Here is a 25,805-nt window from a genome sequence, read left to right as displayed (position 1 = left end):
AAAAATGCGAAGTCCTTTCAAACTCCGCATTTTTATAACTTACACACTTTATGAGACGGTGTCTAAAGAAAGTCGCTTCAGTAGGCGACTTTCTTTATTTCCTTTTCCTAGTTTTTGCCTTGTTTCTCAATAGCCTTGATCAGCTCATCCTTGGTCATATCGTGACGGCCAGTGATTTCGAGTTTTTTGGCCATTTGCAAGAGTTCATCTTTTGTTTTACTGGCATTGCCATTTTCGGTGCTTCGTTGAGCTGACGAACCTTTTGTGTTACTTTTGTTCATGCTTTTTGCTTTGTCAGTGTTGCCATGTGACTGTCCTTTGGACGTGTTACTGGCGGTACGTTTTGCTGTGTTCATAATATTTTGATTTACGTGTTACTTAATAGCTGAACAGCTTAGTGAACCTAAATGTTGACCGATTTACTACGTGAAGATCCTGTACTTCTACGTCTTTTTAAGGGTTTATGTCTTTGCAAAAGCTTTAATGATTGCTTTATTGAATTCCGGTAAATCATCAGGTGTACGGCTACTTATTAGTCCCTCGTCAATGACAACAGCACTATCTTCCCAATTGGCACCAGCGTTGATTAAATCAATTTTAATTGCTTCTACCGACGTCATTTTCTTGCCTCTGACAAGATCTGCATTGATCAAAAGCTGGGGCCCATGGCAGATGGCAGCAATTGGTTTATTACGCTCCCAAAAAGCGTTAACCAATGCAATGGCAGTCTTGTTGGTGCGAAGTTTATCGGGATTGACGACACCACCGGGTAGTAGAAGGGCGTCGTATTTATTTTCCTCGGCCTCCTGAAGCGTGACATCGACAGCATACGCTTTAGACCATTCATCGCCTTTTTTTGAGCGAACTTTATCCTTTGAAGGTGAGATAATATGGGTTTTGGCACCTGCATTTTCCAATGCTTCTTTCGGACTGCTCAACTCGATTTCTTCAAAACCATCGGCAACCAGGATAGCGATCTTTTTATCTTTTAATTTTTCCATGTGAAGAAATGTTTTGTTCTTATATGTTAGTGTTCTTATATTGAACGGTTTTCCTTCATGGAAAGTTTGGATTAATCTGAAATTAAACTGCATTTCCGCAAACCCTTTGTCCTTGAACATTGTCCATTTTGTAAATCATACTATGATGCTTAAAATTGCTGTTTTCCGTGCGCTTCAATTGGGTGATCTGCTCTGTGCAATGCCCGCAATCACCGCATTAAAATATAATTATCCTGAATCTAGGTTATATTTTATTGGCCTCCCGCATATGAGGCCGCTATTGCAGCGCTTCGATTGTGTGGATGAATTTGTAGCCTTTCCCGGGCATCCCGAACTCCCGGAGCTCCCTTATCATCCTTTGGCTTTGGCAGATTTTGTAAAACGAATGCAAGCCGAAAAGTTTGATCTCCTTTTACAACTACAAGGAAATGGTACAATCGTAAATGATTTCTTAAAGAATTTTGGAGCCAAGCGGTTGGTTGGCTTTCGACCGAGTGAATCAGCGGAGGACAGCGGTTGGCTTGAATATCCCGATAAGCTGCATGAAGTAGATCGGCATTTGGCACTTATTGACTTCTTGGGTCTCCAAATTCCAAATAGGACCATGTACTATCCTTTATTTAGCTCGGATTGGTCTGACTTTGAAGTAATAAAAAATAGGCTTGCTTATCCTTTTGTTATTGTTCATGTGGGAAGCCGGGATACAAACAGGCAGTGGCCGCTTGAAAATTTTGTACGTTTAGCAGAGCACCTCCATGCTAAAGGTTACCAAATTGTGCTGACAGGAGTCTCAGCGGAGAAGCAAAGGATCGCTGCGTTTGAAAACCTGCTGACTTCCAGGGTGCTCAACCTATGCGCGCAGCTCGATCTGGGCGTACTGGGCTGTCTTGTGCAGCAAGCTTCCCTGGTCATCTGTAACTGCACGGGAATCTCACATATCCCGGCCGCCTTGGAAACCCGAAGTATTGTGCTCAGCATGGACGGCGAACCCGAACGATGGGGACCTCAGAATAAGCGCATACATAAAACCTTTGACGCAAGAAAACCCATCCAATTAAGCAATATTTTTAGTGCAATTGATTCCCTTCTTGAATTTCGGTCTCCCGTCGGTCAAAACGTAGCAGCAACTCCGAAAATTTCTCGAGGATAGTATCCACCGTGAATGGGGTATATTCCGCCTGAGTGTGTTGCTGATCGACAAAAATATTGATGGAATTTTTGGAGCGTTTGCCAGCACTGACAGGGTATAATATAAAGGTAGACTCCTGCGACCAAGGGATATGTTGAGGATTTGTTTGTGCATAAAGCACTAGGGTCGGGGTCTTTAAGGCACAAGCCATGTGAACCAAACCTGTATTGACTGTAATCACGGCCCTCGCACCCTTGACAAGTGAGAGTAGATTGGGGATAGATGTCTTACCGATGAGGTTGAACATTTGTCGCGACCCGATATTTTTTCGGCAGGCAGCCAAGTAATCGTTATCATTTTTACCCACGAGTAGCACCGGATAATGCAGGTCGAGCAACTTTTGAATAAGTTCCTGCGCGATTTCTACCGGAATGCGCCGCTTTTCTTCCGAAACATCATAATTAAGGATGATATAGTGACTAAGTGGCGCTGCTAATCTTAAACTGCAGGGGTGATCCGGCATTTTTAAGGTGGGAAGCCGATTTGTATGCGAGGAGATCCCCAAATGAGTTAACAGCCCCAGATCTCGTATAATTTGATGCTGAACCTGAAATAGTGGTTCTTGGTCTGGCACCCAATCAGTAAGCAGGGCATAGGGGTTCTCCCGCATATACGCTGCCCGTTTGGGAATGCCTGCCATATACGCCAGGAAGATAGCAGCCATGGGATTCTGGCTATAAACGTTAAAAATCAGGCAGCCATCAAAATGCAGTGCTTTGATAACGTGAATAAGGGCTTCGGTGCTTGCTGCTGAATCTTGCTCTGTTAATTTCATCCAGGGGGCATCGTATTGGATATAGTCATCAATAGTCCCCAGATACGGTATAATTGGAATGGCCATTTTTGAGGCAAGCAGCGTAATTTTGCAGGATGGCATTTGATGTTTAATTTCCTGAAGCGCTGCATTGTTCATAATAAGATCACCCATATTATCGAGGCGAATGACCAATAGGTTTCTACAATCTTTCCACTGTCCCATATTAGCTTATTTTTTTTAATACTTGCTTATTTTCCTGCACACGCTGGATGATTTTGGTCGTTGATTGCTGGTGCACATGCTCAACATACACCAATTTGGTCCCCAAGGAGTGCAACAATCCCTTTTCGGGTATATCTTCATCCCGGTAAGCTTCGCCCTTTACAAATACATGTGGTCTTACCTTTTCTAAAAGTGGGATCGGATTATCGGAGCCTGCATCGCCAAAAGGGACGACGTAATCCACGGCTTCCAGCGCGCAAAGCACTTCAATACGATCCTCCAGCCTGTTTACTGGACGCGAGGTTCCTTTCAACCGACGAATACTATCATCCGTATTGATGCCTACGATAAGGATATCGCCCGTTGCTTTCGCCTTGCCCAGGTAATGGGCATGCCCGGCGTGGAAAATATCGAAACAGCCATTGGTAAAGACCAGGCGATGTTCTTTGCGGAGCCTATCGCATAGTGCTTCTAATTCGTTCAGTTCAGCTATAACTTTGTTATTCGGTTCGCGGATCTTTTGAGCCAGTTCCTGACAGCTGCAAGATGCGGTTCCACTTTTTGCTATTCCGATATGTGCTGCCTTGATACTTAAATCAATAGCGTTATCCTGATCGAGCCCGTTAAAATAGGCAAGACAGAGCACTGTCAGAAATGTATCGCCGGCGCCAGAAAAATTACCTTCTTTTATCTCAGGCACCGGGTAGTGGATAGGGGCGCCGTCCCTTTTGAATAGAATAACACCATCTTTGTCTAATGTAAGCGCCACCCAGTGCGCATTGGCGACTTCAGCCAGCTGCTTCGACCACTGCATCCCCTGACGGGCGCGATCTTCATTTTCTCGCTGGCCTAATATAAGGCGCGCCTCTTCATAGTTCGGTTTGATCAGATTCGGACGAAGGCAGCTGTATTTCCGGTAATCTTTACTATCCACAACAATTATTTTAGGATCCAATTGTTGCTCCTGATAGAGCATCTGAATTAATTCGTCCGGAATGCTGCCTTTAGCATAATCCGCAACGAAAACAATATCAACCGATCGAAGGGCATCTTTAACCGCTAGCAGGTAGTTTTGTAGCATGGCATCGTCAAAGCTATATTTTTGACCGATATCGTAACGTAGCAAACATTGTTGCCCCCTTCGCAGTCGTGTCTTGGTAAGCGTCTGGCAGCTTTTACTATACAAAATTCCAGTAGTTTCAATTCCCTTTTGTTGCAGCTGATCCGCAATAAGTACTGCATTGGAATCATCCCCAAGTACGGTAACGACAGATACCATTGCCCCCATATCGTGAAGATTAACGATGACATTTCCAGCTCCGCCGAGGCACTGCACTACGGTTTTCACATCCAGTACTGGAACGCCTACATCGGGTGCAAGCCTTTTGCAATCACCGTCCAGATAGATATCCAGCATACAATCTCCAAGGACCAAAACTTTTGGTTTGTTAAATCCATTCTCTACCAATTCATTTAATCTCGTATCCTTCATAATGTCTGTTTTTTAATGTAATAAGCTGATTGAGCTCTAGGAAATCATCAAGAACAAAATCTGGTGTAAATTTGGGATTGCTAATCCGGTCGTCTAAGCGTTCTCTTTTGCTTCTATCTACCAGAATGGTATGACAGCCCGCTGCGCGGCCCGCGGCCACATCGTTGAGAATATCACCGATCATCCAGGATTTTTTGAGGTCTATATTGAGCTCGCTAGCGGCCTTAAAAAGTAAACCCGGCAGTGGTTTGCGGCAATCACATTGTGGTTCCGCTGTCACATCCGAATGCGGACAATAATAAATTCCGTCCAAGATGATATGTTCGGTTTTCAGCTGATCCCGTAGCTCCGAAAATGCGATTTCCAGATCTGCTGCGGTAAAATATCGTTTGGCAATGCCTGATTGGTTGCTGATCACGACTAATTTATAGCCTCTTTTTTGAAGTAGCCGGAGCGCAGGAAAAATATCAGGGTAACATTTGATACGGGTAGGATCAACGTTATAAGGCACATCCTTGATGAGCGTTCCGTCTTTGTCCAGAAATATTGCTTTTTCCATTGTTTATGCAATCAGTTTTTTGTGAACGAGCTGATGTTGTTTGGAAATGGAACCCAGGCTCATCTGCTGCTCGACCAGGGCACAGAGCTGATGGATGATATGGAGTTGTACCTCCTGGATGCGTGCGGTATTCTCGGAGGGGACAATCAGATTGTATTCGCCATAGGCTGTCGCTTGCCCGCCATCTTTTCCGAGGAGATTTACACAGGTAATATCCATCTTGTTAGCCTCCTTAAGCGCATTGATGATATTCTCCGATTTCCCGCTCGTGCTCAGGCAAATAAGCATATCACCTGGTTGTCCCAATGCTTGAACTTGCCGTGAAAAGATACTGTCGTAACCGAAATCATTTGCCCATGCTGTTAAGACCGAAGAATCGGTATTCAAAGAAATTACGGGATATCCCGGCCGATGTGGAATTTCAAAACGGCCGATCAACTCCGCCGCGAAATGTTGGCTTTCAGCAGCGCTGCCGCCGTTGCCACAGATCATGATCTTCTTGCCCTGGCGTAAGACGTCCACCATTTTGTAAGCCAGTCTGGCGATGCCTCCGGCCAAAACTTCGGCAGCCAGTTCAAAAGTCCGGGAGGAGCCCATAAAAGTATCCTTTATCTGCTCAATCGCATCTTTTTCGCGCTGCATTGGTATACATTGCTCATACAATTGGGCAATACTTTCACTGATCTTGTTCCAGGTAAAGCTTCGCACATGTTTCAGTGCATTTACCGCAAACCGGGTGCGTTTTCGCTCATCGTTAATTAAATCCACTATCGCTGCGGAAAGCTGTTGCGGTTGCTGTGGCGGCACCAAGATACCTGTCTCACCGTTGCGTACGGTAAAGGAAATGCCCCCAACGTCTGCACCGATCACAGGTGTACCGCAGGCCATGGACTCCAAAGGAGTGATACCAAAAGGTTCATACCAGGGGGTGGTAATAAACAATTCACTTGCAGCATAATAATATTTGAGTGTATCACGTGTTTTCTGTCCAGTGAAAATCACTTTATCACTTACATTCAGCGCGGTACAAAGTTGTTGAAGCCGCAGAAACTCTGCTTGGTCATCCGCGGCCTCAAGGTTGCCGCCAACAACCAGGAGCCTTAATTCGGGAAGCAGGTGCTGGGCATGGGAAAACGCTTCAATCACGTTGTCGATGCCCTTCCGTTTCACCATACGTCCAAGCTGTAAAATATAGGTAAATGCTGGATCGAGTCCCAACTTTTCTTTTGCTTCTGTCCGGTCCAAGGGGTAGAAGTCATTCGGGTTATAACCGCATGGGATAATTTCTATTTTATCCTGTGGCGCCTGATAATGTTGAATCAGATCCTTTAGATCATTTGGACATTCAGCGATAATGCGCTCAGCCTGCCAAATGATATCTTTTTCGATTTGTTCCCGCACTTTGGGAAATTTATCCGAACAGCCCTGATGTAATCGACGGACAGCACCTAGGGCATGAAAAGTAATAACAAAAGGGATTTTAAGTTGTTTTTTTAGTGCCATTGCTACCATCCCCGAAAGCCAAAAATGGGCATGGACCAAATGGTAGCTGAGCTCATTACCCTGGATAAACTTGATCATTGCTGAACTGAATTCGTCCATGTACGCATAAAGCTCTTCTTTCGGAAGTATATGGGCTGGACCAGCCGCCACGTGGATCACACGGATCAGCGGTTTCCAGTAGACAATCTGTTCTTGCTCCTCGCTTTCTTTTCGTGTATAGATGTCAACCTGGTAGCCAAGCAAAGCAAGTTGAGCGGCAACCTCCGCAACATAAACATTTTGCCCACCACTATCTTTGCCACCTAAAGTGGCCAATGGAGAGGCATGATCACTGATAAAAGCTATTTTCTTTTGCATGATATTTTGAGTTAGTTAATTTTTTGATGAATAAGATAAGTCCATTGTTGCGCAAAACGCTGGATATCAAAAAGGTCAGCGGCCTTCTGCGCGGCCTGGTCGCCCAAGTGCTGCGCATGCTTCGGATTGTCAAGCAGCATTTTCATTTTTTCGACCAAAATGTCAATGTCCAAACCTATATATCCCGTTTTTCCATTTTCGATAATAGTTGATAGCTCAGTGGTCGCCAAACCCACGATGGGCAAGCCTACCATCATCGCTTCACAGATCGCCAGCCCGAGACTCGTGTATCGGATCGGATTGAAAAAAAAACGATAGTCTTTAATAAATTCAGGAAGTTTCGGATGCAGCACCTCCCCAATACCCCAGGGTTCATTGCCCATGCCGATCAGATCTAGCGGCACCTGTTTTTGGACGCGCTCAAATAAGTCACTGCCCAGCATGCGACCCCGGGAGCGCAGGTTGTTAACAACCACAATCCCTCCGTCGAGAAGACCTGTATATTTAACGCCATGGACTTCCACACCATGCGTGATGACCCGCACATCCGGGAGATCCGTTTTCCACATCAATTGATTAAAATGCGTCACATGCACCAACGTTACTGCAGGATTTGTCACGGGATGCACCTCATCACAGGGATGCTGCCAGGGCGGGTCATGCTCAATATAAATACCCGGGAGTTGACGCTGCTCCGACGATAGGATATCATATTGATCCTGCAGATAATTTTCATCACATTGAAAGAGAATAAGGTCCAGTTCAAGATTCCGCACCTCGCTCGCCGGAACCTCGATCACATTTTCTCCAAAAGGGAAGGTGCTACCCCGGCCGACATATCTTGGGCCATGTTCCGGGGTATAAGGAACATAAATAATGTAATCCCCCAGCGATAAATAGTATAAATAAGAACCATGGATGTGCCAAGTGAGGACGCGTGGTTTGTGTGCCATAATTTTTCTTGTTTAATAAAAAAGTAAAAGGATCAATACAACTATCCAGGTCAGGTCCGTCCCGACCACAAGCTTAGTCAACTTATCTTTTGATTAATGAACTGCAGACGGAGGCAGTTGGTTGAATGGACTAATACCCTTTTAAACGAATGAAATACTTTGTGTTGCGTATAAAAACTATATTTTAACTTTTGAGCAACCAAATCGTGCAAGCAGACGTTACATCAGAAAACGATATGGATATCAAGCCCAAGCTGCATCTCGAACCTGCAGAAATTAATCGAAGTCTGCGCATGGTCATTATCGATGGCTTGTGTTCTGAAGTGGTTGTCTGTTTGAGCAGTGGCGCGATTTTAATCGGTGCTGCACTGCTGCTTGGAGCAAGCAATTTCCAGATTGGCTTACTTGCTTCTTTTCCTACGCTCTGTAACTTGGCACAATTGCTCACCATTCTTTTGATACAACGTTACCCCAACCGAAAGTTAATCACGGTGTTAGCGGTATTTCTGGCAAAGATACCGCTGTTGATTATTGGAATCGTGCTATGGAGAAATACACAGCTATCTTTCGGTATCCTGCTGATTTTTATGTTTATTCATTATTTTTTGAGTGCTCTTGGTGGGGCCGGATGGAATGCCTGGATTAAGGATCTTGTTCCCGAACAGCAGCTGGGAACTTATTTTTCCAAACGCACACGGCTCATGCAGCTAACAAATATTGCGATAAGTCTGGCTGTGGCAGCGTTGGTTGATTACTATACCAGGAACAGGGGGGATGAATTACCCAATCTGTACGGCATTTATTTTTTCGCTGCCGGTCTGATAGGTGCAATTGGTGCGTTCTTTCTCGTACAGGCCAGCGAACCCAAACAGGAAATATCTGGCGGGAATTTAGGCAGTTTATTACTTGAGCCCCTAAAAAATACAAACTTTAAAAATCTGCTTATTTTTAATGCGGCATGGGTCCTGGCCATCAACTTAGCGATTCCCTTTTTCACCGTGTTTATGCTTAAAACCTTGGGGCTGTCGATGAAAGTTGTTATTTTGCTGACCGTGGTCAGCCAAGTCGCCAGTGTCGCCGGCCTGCCTTTATGGGGCAAATTATCGGATCGGTATAGTAATAAAAGTATAATCTACCTGACCGCACCGATCTATATCTGTTGTATTCTTTTATGGATATTTGTTGGCATCTATTCCCGGGCACTGCCCAACCTGATTCTTTTGGTTCTTCTTCATATCATGACCGGAGTCTCGACTGGCGGCATCAATTTGGCGCTTACAAATATTGGCCTGAAACTCGCACCAAAAACTGACGCCATTATATATATCACCGTAAAGAATATGGTCGCCTCTTTTTTTACCGCACTGGGACCAATATTGGGCGGTTTGCTGGTAGACTATTTCGCAACACGCGAACTGCAGATCAGTATTTCCTGGAAAAGTCCGAATTTGGAATCCGTCGCAAAATTGATTTATCTGCATGAATGGAATTTTCTGTTTCTACTGGCTTCAGTACTGGCCTTTTTTTCGCTTCGCTGGCTTGGCAAAGTGCAGGAAAACGGGGAGGTAAGTCACCAATTGGTAAAACGTATTATGAAAAAGCGGTTTCGGGCCGGGTTAAAGGAACGTCTGCTCGTGGGGAATATTATTACTTTACATGCGCAGCTAAAGCAGATTTTGAAACGGAAGGATCTCCCCGCCAAGGAATAGGCTAAGGCCTGGACTGTCCAATCAAGGCGGGGACTGTCGCCCGCTAGATGTCGATGAGGGCAAAACTGGTATCATCGCCATGATGCGCCTTCAAAACAGGAACGGCTACATTGTAAATGGGAATGCCTGCCGGCGATTGCGCTTTAAATTTGCCCGCATGGGCATGTCCGTGGAATGCGGCTGTGACATTTCGGCGCTGAAGAGGTTCCATCAAATGCGTAGAGCCCAAAAAAGGATAGATCTCTTTGGGTTCGCCCACTACAGTTTCGGCGATGGGAGCGTAATGGAGCAGCGCTACCTTTTTTATGTCTGTATATTCCTGTTCTAGCCGCGCTAGCGCTCGATCCAATAGGAGGGATTCATTAACCGCTTCCTGAACAAAACTTTTCATCGCATCTTCGCCAAACATCGAGAGCATATAGCGATCAAAGCCCCCGCCAAAACCCTTGACCCCAGCAAAACCGATTCCCGCTACGACAATAGCTTCTCCATCTAGGACGGTGACCTTGCTATCTGTGAGAATCTGACGAATCTGCTTTTGACGACCTTTTTCATAGTCGTGATTCCCCAAAACTGCAATCACCGGAACTTTTAAGTGCTGTAATTCCGTAACCAGCATTTCCGCTTCTTCTTCATCGCCCGTATCTGTCAGATCGCCACATAAGAGCAGGACTTTGGCTTTTGGGGAGATTTCCTCAAATATCGTTTTCCATTTTCCATGTTGGCTCTGGTTCATATGAATATCACCTATTGCCGCAATTGTTGTTTTCTTTGCCATCGCTATACAGTTTTTATAGTATATGATTTATAATCCCATTCTTTGATATCAATTTGGTATTGCGTCTGATCAATCAGCGGACCCAAGCACACTTTTTCGAGGCAGGGAGGAAGGTCATACTGTTCCTGCGCACGTTTGATCAGTTCGTCAAACAGATCCCGTGGAATAATATCGCGATAATCATGTGGATAAGTAAACTGGAATATGATCAGCTGCGCCAGGAGAAGATGCCAATGTTGGTCCATGCGCATTAATAAATGATTCCAGTCAAAATGTTTTCCATAGCGGAGCCACAGATGATTAATGTCAGCACTATCATGACGCTCTCTATTCTGTACATATAATTTGCACCAGACAAGTTCTTCCGCCGGAACGTAGCGTACCGCTGTGTCAAATAAGATACCCTCAGGTGCACGATCGTACCAATCCTGTTCTATTGTGCAATTATGATTGACGCTATCGAATATAATATCAATAAAATAAGGTGCTTTGTGGATTTTGGCAAGCCAACGGACATCGGTCAATTCAGTCTGGTAACCATTGGCGGCAAAATGTTTCAAGATAGCGGGATATGCACTGCTTTTGCAAAAAATATCGAGATCTTTAGTGGGCCGGATAATCCCCGTATAATGAAACATTGCCAGCGCGCCACCAACCATAAAAGAGCTGTCGCTGCTGTGTAGCAGCTGTAGTGTGTCCTTAAAGAATGTAATGCATTCTTTAGGGGGATTATCAAGATCGATCATAGTATCATTTTTATTTAAAACAGCCTTAAAATCGGAGTAGTTTGGATTCAGCCCATGAAAACGTATTCCCCACATTTAGCTCGGGTATAAGTACTTGATTTCCATTCTCAGGCAAACCGCTTCGATGTTTGCAGAGGTTCTCATAAAAGCAAAGGAGCTGTTTTATGACAAAGGATTCAATCCTAAACGGCTTTACTCTTGTTTATCGAACAATTAAACTAAACTGAAAAAATCATGGAAAGTTTATTCGGCTCAGGAGAGGAGCTCTCAATGGTTCAGATGGGAATGCGTGCATTTATTATGTTTATGGTAGCCCTTTTTTTAGTTCGTTTGGGTGGAATCAGGATATTGGGCAGAAAATCAGGAGTGGATTTTGTGATTATAATCATGTTAGGTTCGGTATTGGCACGGGGCATAGTAGGTGCATCGCCTTTTATGTCGACCGTATTTGCAGGAGCTGTAATGATTATGGTCAATAAGATTTTGGCGCAAGTATCGGCTCGCCTCCCTTATTTAGGTAATCTCGTCAAAGGCAAACCGGCTGTATTATATAAAAATGATCAGATTCAATGGGATCAGATGGATCGTTTAGGAGTCAGCCGAACAGATTTATTGACCAGTTTGCGCCTGGAGACGCACAGTAAGCATCTCGATGAAGTTGATATCGCATTCATGGAACCCAATGGAAGGATCAGCTTTACCTTGAAAACAAAAGCATAATATCTTATGATAAAATAACAGTTATGAAAACGAAAGATTCTTATTCCTTTTTATACCGGAATGGTTTGAGCCTGGTATTCTTAATCCTTTTTATTTTTGCCCTAGGAATGCAATTTGTCACAGGTTGGAAGGTACACAACGAAGAGTTACAACAAGCGCAGCAAACGCCTTTGACATTAGTTTCCTACCTCAGAACCGGACATTTTATTTCGGCCACTTTTGAAAATTTTGAAAGTGAGTTTTTACAGATGGCGCTTTACGTCATGTTTACAGTGGGATTGCGCCAATGGGGATCCGCGGAATCAAAAAAGCTGGGTGAACCTGAGGCGGTGGACCGCGAACCAAAACCCAGACCGGATGCACCTTATCCTGTTCGAAAAGGAGGATGGTTGCTGCGGATATACAGTTCATCCTTGTTTATTTGTTTTGCGCTGCTTTTCCTGCTCAGTTGGGTCGTACATTTCTATGGAAGCTGGCGCCAGCATAATATGGAACAATTACTTGATGGTTTGCCGCCTGACGCCGCCTGGACTTATCTGCTGATGCCTCAATTCTGGTTTGAAACCTTTCAAAACTGGCAGAGTGAATTTTTATCGGTACTGTCCATTGTATTTTTTACCATTTTCTTAAGACAAAAAGGATCCCCGGAATCCAAACCCGTAGATGCCCCGCATGCGCAAACCGGCAAGGACTGAGCTATCAAAAAAATCAAAGACCATCAACTATAAGACATAAAATGAAAAAATCAAAATTAATGATAAGCGTTCTGAGCGTTGGTTTTATGCTTAGTGCATGTCACGACAGAACAAATAAAAGCGCCGAAGATCATATAATTGTAACCGATACCTCAGCGATGAGTCACGGTGTTCCGCTGGATAATATTCACCGTAGCCGTCCCGCAGATACACTTCAGGACAGTACTGTCATGAAAGATCAGGGTGTTCCTTTGGATAATCTTGACCGGGAAAAGAACGCAGAATAAATTTACGTAGTTCTACCTGTTATTGTTAGGAAGTACTCAAAATGGAAGTTAGGAGAACTTTTCCATTTTTGATAACGTTCAACATCCAAATAGTTTAAACACTTAAACAATTGTATATGAAAAAAATCAGTCTTTTAATCGTATTACTTCTTGGATTGTGGGGATGCGACAACAGTAGCAATAAAGGAAATAAGGCAAACGGTTCTTATGATTCATCCATGACACCGGACGAAGGACAGACCCTCCCAGCTGGCGGGGATACCCTGGCATCAGATAGTACGGATAGCCTACAACGTCAGCCATCTTCGGCGAAACCACAATAGTGCGTTTGAATACCAGTTATGGTGGTTGGAAGAAGAATTCTATCAAAATGCAGCATTTGGAGGCTGGGTAGCTTGGTTTACCTGAGCCTCTTTTGTGCGCTGTTATATGGGCAGCCGCTTGATTCAACTAAGGCTGCTTTAGATTCAGCAAGTTTAAGGGACTCGCTACCGGAGAGCCCCATTATTACCTTAAGAAATTATGCCCATCAATGGCGGGCACAGTTGGATCGTTATTATTCCGAACTGGACAGCGTCAAGCGTATGCTCGCCTGGCAGCGTCAAGAATACAACCAGTCGATTCCACGGGAGGTACAGCGCTATATCAGCCGCACCATTCCACCGGTACAGAATCTAGGAAATAAAATCAGAATTGCACAGAAGCAAGTCATACTGCCAGACTCCCTGGCCTCATCCTGGAAAAGCGTGCAAGATAGTGTAGCTGCCCTGGCAACCGATGCCGAACAGCTGCTTGTTGACTTGAGGGATATGGGCACAAAAGCAAAACAACAGCAACAGGTCATTCTGGCAGCACAAGCAGGTACGTTTGGGTCACATTTGCAGAAAGTAGTACGGAAAAATCTCGAGCAGGATGGATTATCGTTATGCTATTACGATTCTGCCTGGGACGGGCGGCTGCTGTTGATACTGGTGAGCCTAACCTATTTGTATTGCTTATATTTGATGCGGCGGCGAGCCGTAGGGGCCGGGGAGGAGCTACCACTTCACCGTAATCAGCCCTGGTGGATTCCTTTGTTAAAATTTGCGATTTTCTTTCTTATTATGTTGCCCTTGACATCATTCCGTATTCCCGTGCTGGTGCTCGAATTAAGCTACCTCTTAATATTTACCTTTTTATATATCCTACTTCATGTTGAACTTTCGCCCGTGAAAGTTCGCATCATGCGTCTAGTTTTCCTTTATTATATAGCCCTGTTAGTAATTCACCTGGTCGTGGACACAGATTTGCTGACTAGAGGCATTGCTGTGGCGGTCAACTTGGCTGGCCTACGTTTGGTCTGGGCTTTAGGAAAACAGACGGACGACGACAATCCTTTTGATCACCTGCATTATTTTATGCGATGGATATTGTTTTTGGTAGGCACACTCGCCATTTTGTTTAACCTTTTTGGTTTTCTAAATCTAGCACGGATATGCAGTATCGCGGTCGGTATCGGCCTTTTACAGGCTTTATCTTTACGGGCTTTTCGGGATATGTTAGCACATGATCTGGTCAATTCTTACGAGAAGGCAGGTGAGGAACGATTCATACGCCGGTTCGACAAGACAAAAATGGTCCAGGCATTGGGCCGGATTGTGGGGCTTTTTGCTTTTATCCTTGTCCTGATCGTTTGGACAAATAGCCTGCACCTCACAAGTGAGGTGCGCCGTCTGCTGGATAGACTGTTGAATAGCAGTCACAGTATAGGAGGTCTAACATATACCTATGGTGACGTTGTTCTCGCAATTGCGGTAATTGCACTTGCAAACTGGATACAAAAAAATCTGAAAGACTTGTTGGAAGAACCGATCTCCAAGAAAAATGAGCGTCGGACGGCCCTTTTGCCTTTGGTCCGTGTATTTATATTCATCGTGGGCTTTCTAATTGGTATACGGATTCTTGGACTTAGCATGGATAAACTTACGGTAATCGTAGGAGCTTTGAGTGTTGGTATTGGTTTGGGCCTGCAGAACATTATTAATAATTTTGTGTCAGGGGTTATTTTGGTTTTTGAACGGCCATTTAAAGTCGGTGATTATGTAGAGCTAGCCGACAAAAAAGGACAGGTACTGCAGATCGGTATCCGGTCCAGTATACTGCTTACTGACCAAGGGGCTCAGGTCATTATTCCAAATGGTGACCTTCTCTCCGGACGTTTGGTTAATTGGACATTTGGTGAAGCTGATATCCGCTTAAATCTACAATTGACTTTTATTTCCACAAGAGCTGTTGCGCAATGGAAACAATGGCTCCTGGAGATAATCCTTTCCTTTGACGAAATTGATCCGGGCATCCCATTGAAAATATTCACCAAAGATATAACAGCAGAAGCATATATTCTGTCGGTGCAGGTTGGGATTCAGAATGTACAACAGATCGAACGTTTCAGAAGTAAGTTTCTGGAGACCGTCAGGATTGAAGCGATTAAATACGACACGAAAGTTAGTTCTGCTTAGCGAAACTATGCACCCTTACCATTAGCATTTTTTTTCGGATCGATAATAAAGCCAGCCATGTAGACTTTCCAATTCCTCGGGCTTACTCAAATCAACAATTGTATTTAGTCCCAGCTCCAACGATTGTAAGCTATCGGCATTAAGGTCAAACAGGGGATAGAATATGGCATGCTCGTTGGGCATATCGACGTTTCCCTGTAGCCATTTGTAACCTTCCGCATGTAGATTATCAATCAATGTATCGGTAATGGCATTTAGGTAGCGCATCATTTTTTGTATCCATAGGCGCTCATTATCAATTTTATCTGGATAATGCTCCCGGGTAAAGTCGAGGATCAGTTGCTCACCTTCATCGTTCATGCCCTCACGGATCATCGCAAGGCCCATACTCCTGACTTCTTCTTGATAATAATTAGTCCCAGCTCCAACGATTGTAAGCTATCGGCATTAAGGTCAAACAGGGGATAGAATATGGCATGCTCGTTGGGCATATCGACGTTTCCCTGTAGCCATTTGTAACCTTCCGCATGTAGATTATCAATCAATGTATCGGTAATGGCATTTAGGTAGCGCATCATTTTTTGTATCCATAGGCGCTCATTATCAATTTTATCTGGATAATGCTCCCGGGTAAAGTCGAGGATCAGTTGCTCACCTTCATCGTTCATGCCCTCACGGATCATCGCAAGGCCCATACTCCTGACTTCTTCTTGATAATAATCCTCGCCATAGCTAAAACTAATTTCACCGGCGCTGGGACTAGCTTCAATTTTCGCCCGAAGGGCCATCTGTCTATTTAAAAGTTCGTGTATATAATCGAATGTCTGTTCCATAAAAAAGTTTATTTAAAAAGAGGAGGACAAAGCCTATAACTTTGTCCTCAACATTGGAAAGTTGGAGTAATATAATTTATTTTAACATGGGTTTGGGCATTTTTGACTTGATTGGGCTTGGTGCGCCTGGGCTTGTATTTTTTAATGTATCTTTTGTCGTGGTATCTGCCGCGGGCTGCATCGTCTTTAGCTGATCGAGATGTTTCTGGAAAGCCGGAATTTTGTCAGTTGCAAATTTACGCAGTTCTGCGTCTGTAGTGGCAGTGCCGCTGCTGGCATCCTTAAACAGGGGCATGGCATCCTGGTGGCTTTTGGCCATCAGATCAACATAAGTACGATCAAAATTGGCTGGGTCCGCATTGTTCAACTGGTCGATTAACTGCGTGTAATTTTGGTTATCGGGCGTGCTCAATTGCCAGTTTTTGTTTTTAACCAATGTTGCCAGCTCGTTTCCGGCGGCTGTATGATCATCGACGATCATTTGCGCATATTGCTTGACATTTTGATCCTGCGATTTTGTCAGCGCAATATTTGCAGCCTGGATTTCGAAGTTATTGCTTGCTGTTGCTTTGCTAGCAAAGTCTATATCGCCAGACTGTGCCTGGGTCTGACTGCTGTCCTGTGCGTAAATGACCATTGTCCAGGTCATTATGGCTATACATAAGCCAACGATTCTTAAAATGATTTTCATAATGCAATTATTTAATATTAACGATTTTTCCTGTTGCGCGTATCGCTCCTCCGGTGCCTATAATTAATAATGATGTAAGTAGCAACCAGGATAAAGACAATACCAATAATAATAGATGTAAACATAGCTTCCTCCTTTAAAATGTCACTTTAGGAACATGACTGGACAAGGCTGCGTTTTGAAAACCATTATTTTAGGTATTTAAAGCAAAATTTGAGACTGATACGCAGCCTTATCGTAGAAGTGCGTTTTTGTGGAAAACAAATTAAAAAAACTATTCCCCGAGGTGAATTGTTACTGTAAAAAATAAATTTATTCATACTTAAACCACGAAGACAAAACAGAGAGCTATGACACAGTTACTTTTAGTAGACGACCATGCACTGGTACGTTCAGGTTTCCGATTAATTTTAGAGGCTCAAGAAGATATAACTGTAATTGCAGAGGCAGAAAATGGTAAAAATGCCTTGGAGTATCTTGTAGGGGCTCCTCAGCCGGACCTCATTCTTACGGACCTCCATATGGATAAAATGGATGGAATAAGATTTATTAAGGCGGTAAAAGCCCGCTATCCGGACATCAAAATTATTATTTTAACCATGGATAATGATTTTCATCTCGTAGCTGAGGCATTTGATCTCGGTGTTGATGGGTATATGCTCAAAAGTTCCCACCTAGACGAGATTCTATTTGGTATCAGACAGGTTCAGCGGGGCGAACGTTATATCAGCTCAGCACTCTCTTTTGATCTGATGGATTATTCCGCTCAGCATATTCCTAGGGAGGTAAATAAAAATGATGTTATGGCAAGGTATGAACTCTCTGACCGCGAGTTATTGGTGCTGGAACGAATTGCTGAAGGTTATACCAATGCCGAGATTGCGGATCAGATATTTTTAAGTAAACGTACTGTGGAAGGACATCGGCAGCAGCTATTGGAGAAAACAAATTCTCGCAATACAGCCGGATTGATCCGATTTGGATTTAAAACCAAACTGTTAAGTTAAACGATTCGCTGCCTTAATGGCATTGTCAAGCCAGATAAATGGGCCGGTATTGAAATTAATACGGCCCATTATGCATACCTTTTTTATTAAATTGTTGTCTCATTTAAGTCCGAAGGGGGATTTCGAGGTTCTACAGGAACACCTTCCGCATCGTTGGCGCTTTCGTCGATTTCTTCTTCATCTAGCTCAGGAACTTCTTCCTGTTCACCAAGGTCCAATTCTTCCCCTGTGTCCAGATCCTGCTGATCGATTTCGGGTTGATCATTGGGATCATTTTCCGGTAACTCTTCTTCGGGTCGATCCGGTATATCCTCCGGAAAATCATTTGGACCACCCTGAATGACGGTGAATGCAATGATCGGTATACCTTGATACCTTTCTTGCGTAATCAGATTGCTGTTCATTTATTTTATATTAGTTTCATAGGACGAACAGATCTATTCTGCAAATAGTTAGTCGAATTAGTACGATTTCGGGGACGATTAGTACGTAAAAGCAATCATTTTATACAACGCGGTTTTATCGTTTGAAAATGAGGTTTTTACCTTTTATAAGGATTATATGCGTGTTTTGGAGATTTCTAATCATCTATGCGAACGAATAAACTTTTGAAGCTGTTTAGTTAAATGAACCGCTCTTTGAGCATAAACATTTAGAATTATGGCACTAACAACTGGAAACGAGGGTGAAATCACCAAAAAAATTGAAAAACAAACTTCTAAAGTCCCTTCAACGGTATTCTTAGGGGCAGCTTTACTCGCAATGGGCGTATCGGCTACGTTAAAATGTATGATGCAAGATAAAACGGCATTGTTCGTTGGACAATGGGCTGCACCATTTTTATTATTGGGTATCTACAACAAGATCGTTAAAACTGAAGGCCACGACTAGGATCGCTGTTCTTCTAACTGAAGGAAAAGCAAACAGGATTGTCCAAATTCTTTGGACAATCCTGTTTTTTTGTTTTAAAACTATTGCTTAACAGATTTTTAGGCCCGCTAATTCTTTCCCGCTCTTGGGATAAAGAAATATGGATTAAGCGATAAGTTTGATGACATGCGGAATTACATTATTACGTTTCGTTTATAAGTCCTTCGGCTGTTTTGTTGACGGACTACTGTCTTTTCGTTTTTGACGCTGTTTATTTTTAAAGTTATGGTTTTCCTGCGCTGCATCAATGGAATGTGTATGGGTGAGATCATTCTCTTTGAGGGCAAGTTTTGCGATGTGTGCATAAAACTTGGCCAGCTGGTCCAATTCCTCCTCACTCAAGTCCTCTAAGCTCACCATCCGGTTGCTCGTTCCTTCATGGGATGCAATCAACTCATTAAGCTTTAAGTGGAGTGCTTTGGAATCTTTATTCTGTGATTTTTGGATCAGAAATACCATGAGAAAGGTAACAATTGTAGTACCTGTGTTGATCACCAGTTGCCAGGTTTCAGAGTAATCAAAGATAGGACCGCTTACTGCCCAGGCAATAACAGTGGAGGTTGCCAAAATAAATGCCGCTGAACTTCCGGTAGCATGTGTGGCCCAATTCGAAAACCGTTCGAATAAATTTTTCTTCTTTTTCATGCGTTCTATTTTGATCGTATAATCATTTGCTATATTGATACGGGCTGCACGCCGTTTTACTATATAATTTGACGTAAAGGTTTTACCTGCATACTTACGACTGAGGTGCGCGTTGGTTGAGATAGCATAAACACGATGGATCGGGCGATGTCTTCCGCGTATAGCATTTCCATCGCTTCAATTTTTTTACGCTGCTCTGCTGGAGAGTAGGGCTGCATATCGGTTCCAACAGATCCTGGTTCGATAAGTGATATCTGAATGCCCTTGGGGTTAGCTTCTTTACGCAACGATTCTGTGAAAGCTTGAATCCCACCTTTTGTGCACACATAAACCGAGCTTTGCGCTTCCCTTACATCCGCGCTCATCGACCCAACATTAACGATGTGACCTGCACCCCGTGGTTCCATCCGGTACAATGCAGCCTGCGCACAGGCCAGGTAAGCAAGGATGTTGGTCCGTAGGATGTAAGCCTGATCGTCATAGCTGCCTTCCTTGACCGATTGAAAAGCAATTGCGGCATTATTAACAAGGACATCCATATGATCATACATACTGTCGAATTTTTTAAAAAGCTCAGCTATGCCTTCTTCTGTAGCTAAATCAATAGCAAGCCCTGTCAGCGAACCTAAGGTATTTAATTTTTCAAAATCAGACAGCGTATCCTGGAGCTGTCTTTCATGGTGGCCACAAATAAGAACATCGTTGCCTAGACTAGCAAGCAGTAAGGCGGTGGCCCGGCCGATACCTGTGGTTCCACCTGTGATCATTATCTTTTTATCCTTTATCCAGGGATGCATAACGGAATTTACATATTCGTTGGGGTGATTTGTCATAATACTTTTTTCTTGTTTCGAGGAGAACAATGGTTGAATTGGGAAGGTTTGATCCGGTATTCGATGGCGTACTTCTTCTTTTTTTTACGTATTTCTTCTCAAAACGATTATCTGCTGGATTGGTTCTTTTCTTACAGATCATAATTAGTTATACCACCAAGGGCTGGGAGCTAAGCTCCCAGTCTTTAAAATTGAATCATAGATGAAACGTGACGGTAGTAACAAGAGCTTTTGGCAGACTCTCGAGGGAAGAAATTTTTCAACGGATTTCAGCGACTTGGTGTTTGATACCATTATTGTTGGAGCAGGCATTACCGGTGTGACGCTCGCAAAGGAACTGCAGGATAGGGGGGTGAAGTGTTTGCTTCTGGATAAGGAAAATCCCGGATTCGGCACCACAGGTGGAACAACGGCCCATATCAATAATTTTTACGATGCATCTTACGATGAAATTATTGCGAATTTTGGCGAACAGGCCGCTCGGTTATTGGTCAAGAGTACGAAGGATACCTTGGATCATATAAAGAAGAATGTACTTAAATACCATATAAATTGTGATTTTGAGGAATGTGATTTTTTTCTTTTCAGCGCCGAGGAAAGTCAAAACGAACAGCTTGATCGTATTCTTGCCGCGCATCAGCTATTGGGGTTAAAAACTATGCCCAGTAATACGTTGCCCTTTAGCCTTCCCTTTGCAAAAGCGATCAGAATTGAAGATCAGGCGCAATTTCACCCATTGAAATATGTACTTGGGCTCCTGGATGCTTTCGGGAAAAATGGCGGGGCTATTTTGACAAATCAATCCATTGTCGAATATGAAAATAAAGATGACGAAATCACGTTGAAAACAAGTGATGAGCGCATCTTTACGGCAAAAAATATCGTTTGGGCTACCCATATACCACCTGGGAGAAATAGGTTTGATCTATTGGTAGCACCCTATCGGAGTTATGCCCTTACGTTGAAACTTCAGCATGCGCCGGAAATGCTTGCGCAGACCGCAGACCTGTACGATCCTTATCATTATTTTAGATATCATCGCGCTGGCGACGAGTACTATCTCATTGCCGGTGGATTTGATCATAGAACCGGGGATGAGCGGGATACAGAAAAACATTTTCACGATCTCAAAGAGCTTGTAAATAAGCATTTTGAATGCAATGAATTAACAGCGCAATGGTCATCTCAGTATTATGTATCAGCTGACGGTTTACCCTATATTGGTGGTATGCCGAATGAACCTAACCTGTATATTGCTACCGGTTATGGTGGAAATGGAATGACCTTTGGTTCAATGGCTTCATTAATTATTCCAGACCTGCTAATCAACAGAGAAACAGCATTGGCCAAATTGCTCTCGCCCGCACGTATTAAGCCGATCGCAAGTGCAAAAAGTGTACTGTCGGAAGGATGGAGCGCATCGCAGCATTTTATCATGGATAAATTGTCCGCCGATAAGATTGATGCATTTGAAAATATACCATTGGAGGAAGGACGCATCGTGAAATATGAGGGCAAGACATTTGCTGTCTATCGTGATGAACAGGCTGTGTTGCACTGTCTAAGTTCAGTCTGCCCGCACATGGGCTGTACGGTAAATTGGAATCCATCCGAGAAGAGCTGGGATTGCCCCTGCCATGGATCCCGTTTTGATATTGAAGGCAAGTTATTGAACGGACCGGCGACCTCAGGACTTCAGGAGATGGATCGCTGATGCAGATTCTCCTATATGGAATTATTGTTTTATATCCGTAACTGAGCTCTGTATGTACTTGGCGTTATACCCTTTATACCTTTAAAAATCTTATTAAAATTAGATAAGCTATTGAATCCGCAGGCAAAGGCTATATTGGTGATCTGTAATTTGTTTTCAGTAATTAGCCGACATGATTCGCTGATGCGTACTTCATTGACGAACTGTACGAAAGTCTTTTGTGTACGCGACTTAAAATAACGGCAAAATGAATGTTTGGACATATTCGCGAGGGCCGCAACCTGATCCAATGGAATCTCTTTTGTGAAATTGTTGAAAACAAATTTAAAGATACGGTCGATTTTCTCGTTATCCATCGAACTGTAATTGTGTGTATAACCTGGACTGGAAAGGTATTCATATTCATCGGTTGTGATTAATAATTCGATGACTTCAAGAAGCAGTATTGTTTTCTTAAAACCATAGTCAAGCTGAATCATCTGTTCCAGCTTGTGTTTTAGTTGCTGTTTTGTTTCTCCCCGAAATAGAAGCCCCCGCTTGGATGCCGTCAGAAAAGCTTCGATTTTATGCGTTTTAAATAGCTGCCCCAGCACTTCTAACAGTAATTTAGGTTCGACATAAAGTGCCATTGAACGCGATAAATGTGTTGAATCCCGGTTCGAACTGTTGTTATACCAAACATGAGGAAGGTCGGGCCCTACAAACGTCAACTCATCGGTCGAAAAGCTATCGATACTGTCGCCTATAATACGTTTACCTTCACTTTGGACAATATAGGTCATCTGGCAGGCACTGTGAAAATGGAATTCTGTAGAAAAGAAAGGCTGACAAACTTCCTTTGTCGCAAATGTCGCAATCTCGGATCCTTCCAGTATTTTTGTGAAGATGGGTTTCATTTAGGGGTTATTGTATTATTACTTGGACGTTAAAAATAGCTTATTTTATCTTAAATATGAAATAGTAATCTAAACACTGTTAATATAGTGTCAATATTGAGCAATCCAGGTACAGTTTTATTCTCCTAGGAATAGTAGCTTAGCGATATTTATAAAAGGAGTACTGATACCGAAAATACCCCTGTCAGACCCTCGTGCAAAAGGGACTATCCGGTCGGATATGAAGTGGTATTTGATATAAACAGATTGAAGCAATAAAAACCTGAATAATACTAAAACAAAAACGATGAAAAAGCTGGTGTTTTTTAGTTTGACCTTCTATTTATTGGCAGCTGAGCTGTTAGCCCAGACGAAAGTTGTTGTACCTACTGCATCCGATCAACCCAACCGTTATCAGCAAGAGCAGATCGACCGGAAGTATGGCATGTTTATACATTTCGGTATGAATACCTTTCACGATCAGGAGTGGACCGACGGATCGAAACCTGCCGCTTCTTATGCGCCTACAGCTATTGACGCAAAACAGTGGGTGTCTACAGCGAAAGCTGCGGGAATGAAATATATCATATTGGTAAGCAAGCATCACGATGGTTTTTGCTTATGGGATAGTAAATATACCGATTATGACGTGGCAAATTCAGCTAATAAGACGAATGTTGTGGTCGAATTGGCTAAGGAATGCCGCAAACAGGGTATCCGTCTCGGACTTTATTATTCGCTGTGGGACAGGAAACAAAATGGAAATGTAAATGACAGAGAAGCGGATGGAGCCTATAATACCTACATGCTTAATCAAGTGAATGAATTGCTTGACATGACGAAGAAATATACAGATATCGTCGAACTTTGGCTTGATGGCGGCTGGGAAAAGGCGAATTACAGATGGCCTGCGCAGGAAATCTATACCTTGGTCAAAACTAAGGCGCCTCAGTGTCAGGTAGGTATCAATTGGAGTATTGGTAGTCCTGAAAATGCAGATAAACACGCTGTCCTGCCCAAAGATCAGCAGAATTTATTTCCCATACGTTATTTCCCCAGTGACTTCCGTCTAGGTGATCCCTATTTACCAAGCAGTCCAGACCCAAAACTCTTTACCGCACAAGGAAATACCTACTATATGCCTTTCGAGACTACCGTTGTGCTTGGTGAACGTTGGTTTTATAATACCACTGACAAAAAGTACAAGACGCTTGCGGAACTGGAAGAGATCTACCAGAAGGCAACTGCACAGGATAATATCCTGATTCTAAATGTTGGCCCAAACAGGGAGGGACGTATCAGGGATACGGATGTAGCGCTGTTGCTCCAGCTGAAGGAAAAATTAAAATTATAAGAAAGATTTGATTTCCTTACATACCAGAGCTGCCCATAATGCGCTCTACAAAGATTCTGTATGGTCGTATACTGTTATACGTTTGCTTTCGGCTTTCGATCATGGAGGGTTTTATCACTTGCGCGAACCTGCCTTTCAGTGGAGAAGCAGGCTTTGCGGCCGACGGAATAGTAAGGAGATTAATGACAAATAACGAACTAATTTCAAATTATATAGTATATTTGGCGCGCAGATAAATCGCTGCCAATATTTAATGCATCAATCATGAGCCAGAAGTTTACTTACAATACCCGATTTCCTGCTGTTGAAGACTTGAGAAAACAGGCAAAGAAGAGAATTCCAAAATTTGCGTTTGACTATTTAATAGGTGGTTGCAATGAAGAGCTGAACCTTGCCCGAAATGAAAATGATTTTGACAACATTCTATTAAAACCGCAGTACCTTCAGGCGAGCGGGGAGATTGATATGTCTGTAGAGCTTTTTGGCCGCCGGTACAGCGCGCCATTTGGAGTTTCGCCTATTGGTCTGCAAGGGCTGATGTGGCCCAATGCACCAGAAATTTTGGCGAAAGCTGCCGCTGAGAATGATATTCCATATATATTGAGCACCGTATCGACGAGCAGTATCGAACGTATTGCCGAAGTGTCACAGGGTAAAGCCTGGTTTCAGCTTTATCATCCAACCGAGAACAAGCTGCGTGATGATATCCTACGACGTTTGAAGGAGGTAGAATGTCCTGTGCTTGTTGTCCTGGTCGATGTCCCGGCTTTTGGACTCCGGTACAAAGAAATAAAAAGTGGTTTGTCCATGCCTCCAAAGATGAACGTCGCCAATATCCTACAGACATTTGCCTGTCCTACCTGGGGTATTGAAACCCTCAAACATGGTATTCCGTCTTTTGCGACTTTAAAGCCTTATATGGAAAAAGGTCTGGATCTGGCACAGCTGGGGCAATTTATGAACAGAACGTTCACGGGCAAAGTGGATGTTGAAAAGATCAGGGCCATCCGGGATCTATGGAAGGGGCCTTTGGTATTAAAAGGAATTGCGACAGATGAAGATATGCAGGCTGCCATTGCATCGGGGGTAGACGGAGTTATCGTCTCTAACCATGGCGGCAGACAGCTTGATGCAAGTGAATCATCCATTAACTCCTTGATTCATCTAGCGGGTAATCCGGATTATAAAAACAAAATCAAGATTATGTTGGATGGTGGTATCCGCTCTGGAGTGGATTTGGCCCGTGCGCATGCTGTTGGATCTGAATTTAACTTTATGGGTCGGCCATTTATGTACGGTGTCGGTGCCTTAGGAAATGCAGGAGGAGAACATACCATCAATATGTTCAAGGCACACTTATTTCAGGTGATGAAACAGCTGAGCATTTCAAAGATCGAAGAATTCCCAAAACGTTTACAGAAAATATTGGCATAATATAGCCATAAAAATAAATGAAG

At 43.4% G+C, this 25,805-nt stretch carries 28 protein-coding genes; 12 read left to right on the top strand and 16 right to left on the bottom strand.

Annotated features, from left to right (window positions below):
- Positions 1-107 precede the first annotated feature (107 nt).
- Positions 108-356 (bottom strand): Rho termination factor N-terminal domain-containing protein, encoded by a 249-nt coding sequence (locus tag ACK8HY_RS22870; protein ID WP_077433123.1) that lies wholly within the window; start codon positions 354-356, stop codon positions 108-110.
- 105 nt (positions 357-461) lie between these two features.
- A complete protein-coding gene (locus tag ACK8HY_RS22865; RefSeq protein ID WP_416134956.1) occupies positions 462-1,001 on the bottom strand; it encodes a type 1 glutamine amidotransferase domain-containing protein in 540 nt (179 codons plus the stop codon).
- A gap of 142 nt (positions 1,002-1,143) precedes the next feature.
- Between ACK8HY_RS22865 and ACK8HY_RS22860 the strand changes: the two genes are divergently transcribed.
- Positions 1,144-2,151, top strand: a complete 1,008-nt coding sequence (locus ACK8HY_RS22860) for a glycosyltransferase family 9 protein (protein WP_416134955.1) — start codon at positions 1,144-1,146, stop codon at positions 2,149-2,151.
- Here the strand turns inward: ACK8HY_RS22860 and ACK8HY_RS22855 are convergent.
- From ACK8HY_RS22855 to ACK8HY_RS22835, 5 genes are read right to left on the bottom strand one after another with little or no spacing between them, the layout of a single operon-like run.
- Positions 2,069-3,169: a glycosyltransferase family 9 protein gene (locus tag ACK8HY_RS22855; protein WP_416134954.1), complete on the bottom strand. Its 1,101-nt coding sequence runs from the start codon at positions 3,167-3,169 to the stop codon at positions 2,069-2,071. The two genes, ACK8HY_RS22860 and ACK8HY_RS22855, sit on opposite strands and share 83 nt — an antisense overlap.
- A 1-nt stretch (position 3,170) precedes the next feature.
- Positions 3,171-4,661: a PfkB family carbohydrate kinase gene (locus ACK8HY_RS22850; RefSeq protein WP_416134953.1), complete on the bottom strand. Its 1,491-nt coding sequence runs from the start codon at positions 4,659-4,661 to the stop codon at positions 3,171-3,173.
- Complete coding sequence (locus ACK8HY_RS22845; protein WP_416134952.1) at positions 4,639-5,220, bottom strand: D-glycero-alpha-D-manno-heptose-1,7-bisphosphate 7-phosphatase; 582 nt, start codon at positions 5,218-5,220, stop codon at positions 4,639-4,641. Before ACK8HY_RS22845 ends, ACK8HY_RS22850 begins: the two co-directional genes overlap by 23 nt.
- 3 nt (positions 5,221-5,223) lie before the next feature.
- Positions 5,224-7,080 (bottom strand): glycosyltransferase, encoded by a 1,857-nt coding sequence (locus ACK8HY_RS22840; RefSeq protein ID WP_416134951.1) that lies wholly within the window; start codon positions 7,078-7,080, stop codon positions 5,224-5,226.
- Positions 7,081-7,091: 11 nt separating this feature from the next.
- Entirely contained in the window at positions 7,092-8,033 is a 942-nt protein-coding gene (locus ACK8HY_RS22835; protein ID WP_416134950.1) for a glycosyltransferase, read from the bottom strand.
- 191 nt (positions 8,034-8,224) lie between these two features.
- Between ACK8HY_RS22835 and ACK8HY_RS22830 the strand changes: the two genes are divergently transcribed.
- Positions 8,225-9,742 (top strand): MFS transporter, encoded by a 1,518-nt coding sequence (locus ACK8HY_RS22830; protein WP_416134949.1) that lies wholly within the window; start codon positions 8,225-8,227, stop codon positions 9,740-9,742.
- A 43-nt stretch (positions 9,743-9,785) separates the two neighbouring features.
- Here the strand turns inward: ACK8HY_RS22830 and ACK8HY_RS22825 are convergent, their stop codons facing one another.
- Together ACK8HY_RS22825 and ACK8HY_RS22820 are read right to left on the bottom strand one after the other, a co-directional pair.
- Positions 9,786-10,520, bottom strand: a complete 735-nt coding sequence (locus ACK8HY_RS22825; RefSeq protein ID WP_416134948.1) for a metallophosphoesterase family protein — start codon at positions 10,518-10,520, stop codon at positions 9,786-9,788.
- Positions 10,521-10,522: 2 nt separating this feature from the next.
- Complete coding sequence (locus ACK8HY_RS22820) at positions 10,523-11,266, bottom strand: hypothetical protein (RefSeq protein WP_416134947.1); 744 nt, start codon at positions 11,264-11,266, stop codon at positions 10,523-10,525.
- 234 nt (positions 11,267-11,500) lie between these two features.
- On the opposite strand from ACK8HY_RS22820, the gene ACK8HY_RS22815 reads away from it, so the two are divergent.
- The 5 genes from ACK8HY_RS22815 (at position 11,501) to ACK8HY_RS22795 (ending at position 15,466) form a co-directional block, all read left to right on the top strand.
- The gene (locus ACK8HY_RS22815; protein ID WP_416134946.1) at positions 11,501-11,986 is read left to right on the top strand and encodes a DUF421 domain-containing protein; all 486 of its coding nucleotides are present in this window, start codon (positions 11,501-11,503) and stop codon (positions 11,984-11,986) included.
- A 23-nt stretch (positions 11,987-12,009) separates the two neighbouring features.
- Positions 12,010-12,681 (top strand): DUF6766 family protein, encoded by a 672-nt coding sequence (locus ACK8HY_RS22810; protein WP_416134945.1) that lies wholly within the window; start codon positions 12,010-12,012, stop codon positions 12,679-12,681.
- A gap of 59 nt (positions 12,682-12,740) precedes the next feature.
- Positions 12,741-12,968, top strand: coding sequence for a hypothetical protein (locus ACK8HY_RS22805; protein WP_416134944.1), 228 nt, complete (start codon positions 12,741-12,743; stop codon positions 12,966-12,968).
- A 116-nt stretch (positions 12,969-13,084) separates the two neighbouring features.
- The gene (locus tag ACK8HY_RS22800; RefSeq protein WP_416134943.1) at positions 13,085-13,291 is read left to right on the top strand and encodes a hypothetical protein; all 207 of its coding nucleotides are present in this window, start codon (positions 13,085-13,087) and stop codon (positions 13,289-13,291) included.
- An 18-nt stretch (positions 13,292-13,309) separates the two neighbouring features.
- Positions 13,310-15,466: a mechanosensitive ion channel family protein gene (locus ACK8HY_RS22795; protein ID WP_416134942.1), complete on the top strand. Its 2,157-nt coding sequence runs from the start codon at positions 13,310-13,312 to the stop codon at positions 15,464-15,466.
- A 21-nt stretch (positions 15,467-15,487) separates the two neighbouring features.
- On the opposite strand, the gene ACK8HY_RS22790 is transcribed toward ACK8HY_RS22795, so the two are convergent.
- The 3 genes from ACK8HY_RS22790 to ACK8HY_RS22780 form a co-directional block, all read right to left on the bottom strand.
- Positions 15,488-15,853: a hypothetical protein gene (locus ACK8HY_RS22790; RefSeq protein ID WP_416134941.1), complete on the bottom strand. Its 366-nt coding sequence runs from the start codon at positions 15,851-15,853 to the stop codon at positions 15,488-15,490.
- Positions 15,838-16,299 carry a hypothetical protein gene (locus ACK8HY_RS22785; protein WP_416134940.1) on the bottom strand — a complete coding sequence of 154 codons (462 nt, stop codon included), beginning with the start codon at positions 16,297-16,299 and terminating at the stop codon, positions 15,838-15,840. The genes ACK8HY_RS22790 and ACK8HY_RS22785 overlap by 16 nt, the downstream gene beginning before the upstream one ends.
- Positions 16,300-16,375: 76 nt before the next feature.
- A complete protein-coding gene (locus tag ACK8HY_RS22780) occupies positions 16,376-16,990 on the bottom strand; it encodes a DUF4142 domain-containing protein (protein ID WP_416134939.1) in 615 nt (204 codons plus the stop codon).
- Between the two features lie 350 nt (positions 16,991-17,340).
- On the opposite strand from ACK8HY_RS22780, the gene ACK8HY_RS22775 reads away from it, so the two are divergent.
- On the top strand, positions 17,341-17,997 hold the full coding sequence (locus tag ACK8HY_RS22775; protein ID WP_416134938.1) for a response regulator: 657 nt from the start codon (positions 17,341-17,343) through the stop codon (positions 17,995-17,997).
- Between the two features lie 86 nt (positions 17,998-18,083).
- On the opposite strand, the gene ACK8HY_RS22770 is transcribed toward ACK8HY_RS22775, so the two are convergent.
- The gene (locus ACK8HY_RS22770; RefSeq protein ID WP_416134937.1) at positions 18,084-18,401 is read right to left on the bottom strand and encodes a hypothetical protein; all 318 of its coding nucleotides are present in this window, start codon (positions 18,399-18,401) and stop codon (positions 18,084-18,086) included.
- A 256-nt stretch (positions 18,402-18,657) separates the two neighbouring features.
- Between ACK8HY_RS22770 and ACK8HY_RS22765 the strand changes: the two genes are divergently transcribed.
- The gene (locus ACK8HY_RS22765) at positions 18,658-18,888 is read left to right on the top strand and encodes a hypothetical protein (protein WP_343559309.1); all 231 of its coding nucleotides are present in this window, start codon (positions 18,658-18,660) and stop codon (positions 18,886-18,888) included.
- A gap of 192 nt (positions 18,889-19,080) precedes the next feature.
- Here ACK8HY_RS22765 and ACK8HY_RS22760 read toward each other — a convergent pair whose 3' ends face one another.
- Together ACK8HY_RS22760 and ACK8HY_RS22755 are read right to left on the bottom strand one after the other, a co-directional pair.
- The gene (locus tag ACK8HY_RS22760) at positions 19,081-19,572 is read right to left on the bottom strand and encodes a low affinity iron permease family protein (RefSeq protein WP_077433161.1); all 492 of its coding nucleotides are present in this window, start codon (positions 19,570-19,572) and stop codon (positions 19,081-19,083) included.
- A gap of 59 nt (positions 19,573-19,631) precedes the next feature.
- Positions 19,632-20,405: an SDR family oxidoreductase gene (locus ACK8HY_RS22755; RefSeq protein WP_416134936.1), complete on the bottom strand. Its 774-nt coding sequence runs from the start codon at positions 20,403-20,405 to the stop codon at positions 19,632-19,634.
- Positions 20,406-20,607: 202 nt separating this feature from the next.
- Between ACK8HY_RS22755 and ACK8HY_RS22750 the strand changes: the two genes are divergently transcribed.
- Positions 20,608-22,119 (top strand): FAD-dependent oxidoreductase, encoded by a 1,512-nt coding sequence (locus ACK8HY_RS22750; RefSeq protein ID WP_416134935.1) that lies wholly within the window; start codon positions 20,608-20,610, stop codon positions 22,117-22,119.
- Between the two features lie 29 nt (positions 22,120-22,148).
- Here the strand turns inward: ACK8HY_RS22750 and ACK8HY_RS22745 are convergent, their stop codons facing one another.
- On the bottom strand, positions 22,149-23,015 hold the full coding sequence (locus tag ACK8HY_RS22745) for an AraC family transcriptional regulator (protein WP_416134934.1): 867 nt from the start codon (positions 23,013-23,015) through the stop codon (positions 22,149-22,151).
- A 286-nt stretch (positions 23,016-23,301) separates the two neighbouring features.
- Here ACK8HY_RS22745 and ACK8HY_RS22740 point away from each other — a divergent pair, with 286 nt between their 5' ends.
- Together ACK8HY_RS22740 and ACK8HY_RS22735 are read left to right on the top strand one after the other, a co-directional pair.
- Positions 23,302-24,348: an alpha-L-fucosidase gene (locus tag ACK8HY_RS22740; RefSeq protein ID WP_416134933.1), complete on the top strand. Its 1,047-nt coding sequence runs from the start codon at positions 23,302-23,304 to the stop codon at positions 24,346-24,348.
- Positions 24,349-24,612: 264 nt separating this feature from the next.
- The gene (locus ACK8HY_RS22735) at positions 24,613-25,782 is read left to right on the top strand and encodes an alpha-hydroxy-acid oxidizing protein (RefSeq protein ID WP_416134932.1); all 1,170 of its coding nucleotides are present in this window, start codon (positions 24,613-24,615) and stop codon (positions 25,780-25,782) included.
- Positions 25,783-25,805 lie beyond the last annotated feature (23 nt).

Origin of the sequence: Sphingobacterium sp. NGMCC 1.201703 (genome assembly GCF_047784615.1) — a bacterium.
Taxonomy (GTDB): domain Bacteria; phylum Bacteroidota; class Bacteroidia; order Sphingobacteriales; family Sphingobacteriaceae; genus Sphingobacterium.
The sequence above is the reverse complement of the archived record's forward strand: the minus strand, read 5'-3'. Positions and strand labels throughout refer to the sequence as shown.

Coding starts and splice junctions, on each gene's coding strand:
- ACK8HY_RS22870 (WP_077433123.1), bottom strand. CDS start 356: ATGAACACAGCAAAACGTACCGCCAGTAACACGTCCAAAGGACAGTCA.
- ACK8HY_RS22865 (WP_416134956.1), bottom strand. CDS start 1,001: ATGGAAAAATTAAAAGATAAAAAGATCGCTATCCTGGTTGCCGATGGT.
- ACK8HY_RS22860 (WP_416134955.1), top strand. CDS start 1,144: ATGATGCTTAAAATTGCTGTTTTCCGTGCGCTTCAATTGGGTGATCTG.
- ACK8HY_RS22855 (WP_416134954.1), bottom strand. CDS start 3,169: ATGGGACAGTGGAAAGATTGTAGAAACCTATTGGTCATTCGCCTCGAT.
- ACK8HY_RS22850 (WP_416134953.1), bottom strand. CDS start 4,661: ATGAAGGATACGAGATTAAATGAATTGGTAGAGAATGGATTTAACAAA.
- ACK8HY_RS22845 (WP_416134952.1), bottom strand. CDS start 5,220: ATGGAAAAAGCAATATTTCTGGACAAAGACGGAACGCTCATCAAGGAT.
- ACK8HY_RS22840 (WP_416134951.1), bottom strand. CDS start 7,080: ATGCAAAAGAAAATAGCTTTTATCAGTGATCATGCCTCTCCATTGGCC.
- ACK8HY_RS22835 (WP_416134950.1), bottom strand. CDS start 8,033: ATGGCACACAAACCACGCGTCCTCACTTGGCACATCCATGGTTCTTAT.
- ACK8HY_RS22825 (WP_416134948.1), bottom strand. CDS start 10,520: ATGGCAAAGAAAACAACAATTGCGGCAATAGGTGATATTCATATGAAC.
- ACK8HY_RS22820 (WP_416134947.1), bottom strand. CDS start 11,266: ATGATCGATCTTGATAATCCCCCTAAAGAATGCATTACATTCTTTAAG.
- ACK8HY_RS22815 (WP_416134946.1), top strand. CDS start 11,501: ATGGAAAGTTTATTCGGCTCAGGAGAGGAGCTCTCAATGGTTCAGATG.
- ACK8HY_RS22810 (WP_416134945.1), top strand. CDS start 12,010: ATGAAAACGAAAGATTCTTATTCCTTTTTATACCGGAATGGTTTGAGC.
- ACK8HY_RS22805 (WP_416134944.1), top strand. CDS start 12,741: ATGATAAGCGTTCTGAGCGTTGGTTTTATGCTTAGTGCATGTCACGAC.
- ACK8HY_RS22800 (WP_416134943.1), top strand. CDS start 13,085: ATGAAAAAAATCAGTCTTTTAATCGTATTACTTCTTGGATTGTGGGGA.
- ACK8HY_RS22795 (WP_416134942.1), top strand. CDS start 13,310: ATGGTGGTTGGAAGAAGAATTCTATCAAAATGCAGCATTTGGAGGCTG.
- ACK8HY_RS22790 (WP_416134941.1), bottom strand. CDS start 15,853: ATGGGCCTTGCGATGATCCGTGAGGGCATGAACGATGAAGGTGAGCAA.
- ACK8HY_RS22785 (WP_416134940.1), bottom strand. CDS start 16,299: ATGGAACAGACATTCGATTATATACACGAACTTTTAAATAGACAGATG.
- ACK8HY_RS22780 (WP_416134939.1), bottom strand. CDS start 16,990: ATGAAAATCATTTTAAGAATCGTTGGCTTATGTATAGCCATAATGACC.
- ACK8HY_RS22775 (WP_416134938.1), top strand. CDS start 17,341: ATGACACAGTTACTTTTAGTAGACGACCATGCACTGGTACGTTCAGGT.
- ACK8HY_RS22770 (WP_416134937.1), bottom strand. CDS start 18,401: ATGAACAGCAATCTGATTACGCAAGAAAGGTATCAAGGTATACCGATC.
- ACK8HY_RS22765 (WP_343559309.1), top strand. CDS start 18,658: ATGGCACTAACAACTGGAAACGAGGGTGAAATCACCAAAAAAATTGAA.
- ACK8HY_RS22760 (WP_077433161.1), bottom strand. CDS start 19,572: ATGAAAAAGAAGAAAAATTTATTCGAACGGTTTTCGAATTGGGCCACA.
- ACK8HY_RS22755 (WP_416134936.1), bottom strand. CDS start 20,405: ATGACAAATCACCCCAACGAATATGTAAATTCCGTTATGCATCCCTGG.
- ACK8HY_RS22750 (WP_416134935.1), top strand. CDS start 20,608: ATGAAACGTGACGGTAGTAACAAGAGCTTTTGGCAGACTCTCGAGGGA.
- ACK8HY_RS22745 (WP_416134934.1), bottom strand. CDS start 23,015: ATGAAACCCATCTTCACAAAAATACTGGAAGGATCCGAGATTGCGACA.
- ACK8HY_RS22740 (WP_416134933.1), top strand. CDS start 23,302: ATGAAAAAGCTGGTGTTTTTTAGTTTGACCTTCTATTTATTGGCAGCT.
- ACK8HY_RS22735 (WP_416134932.1), top strand. CDS start 24,613: ATGAGCCAGAAGTTTACTTACAATACCCGATTTCCTGCTGTTGAAGAC.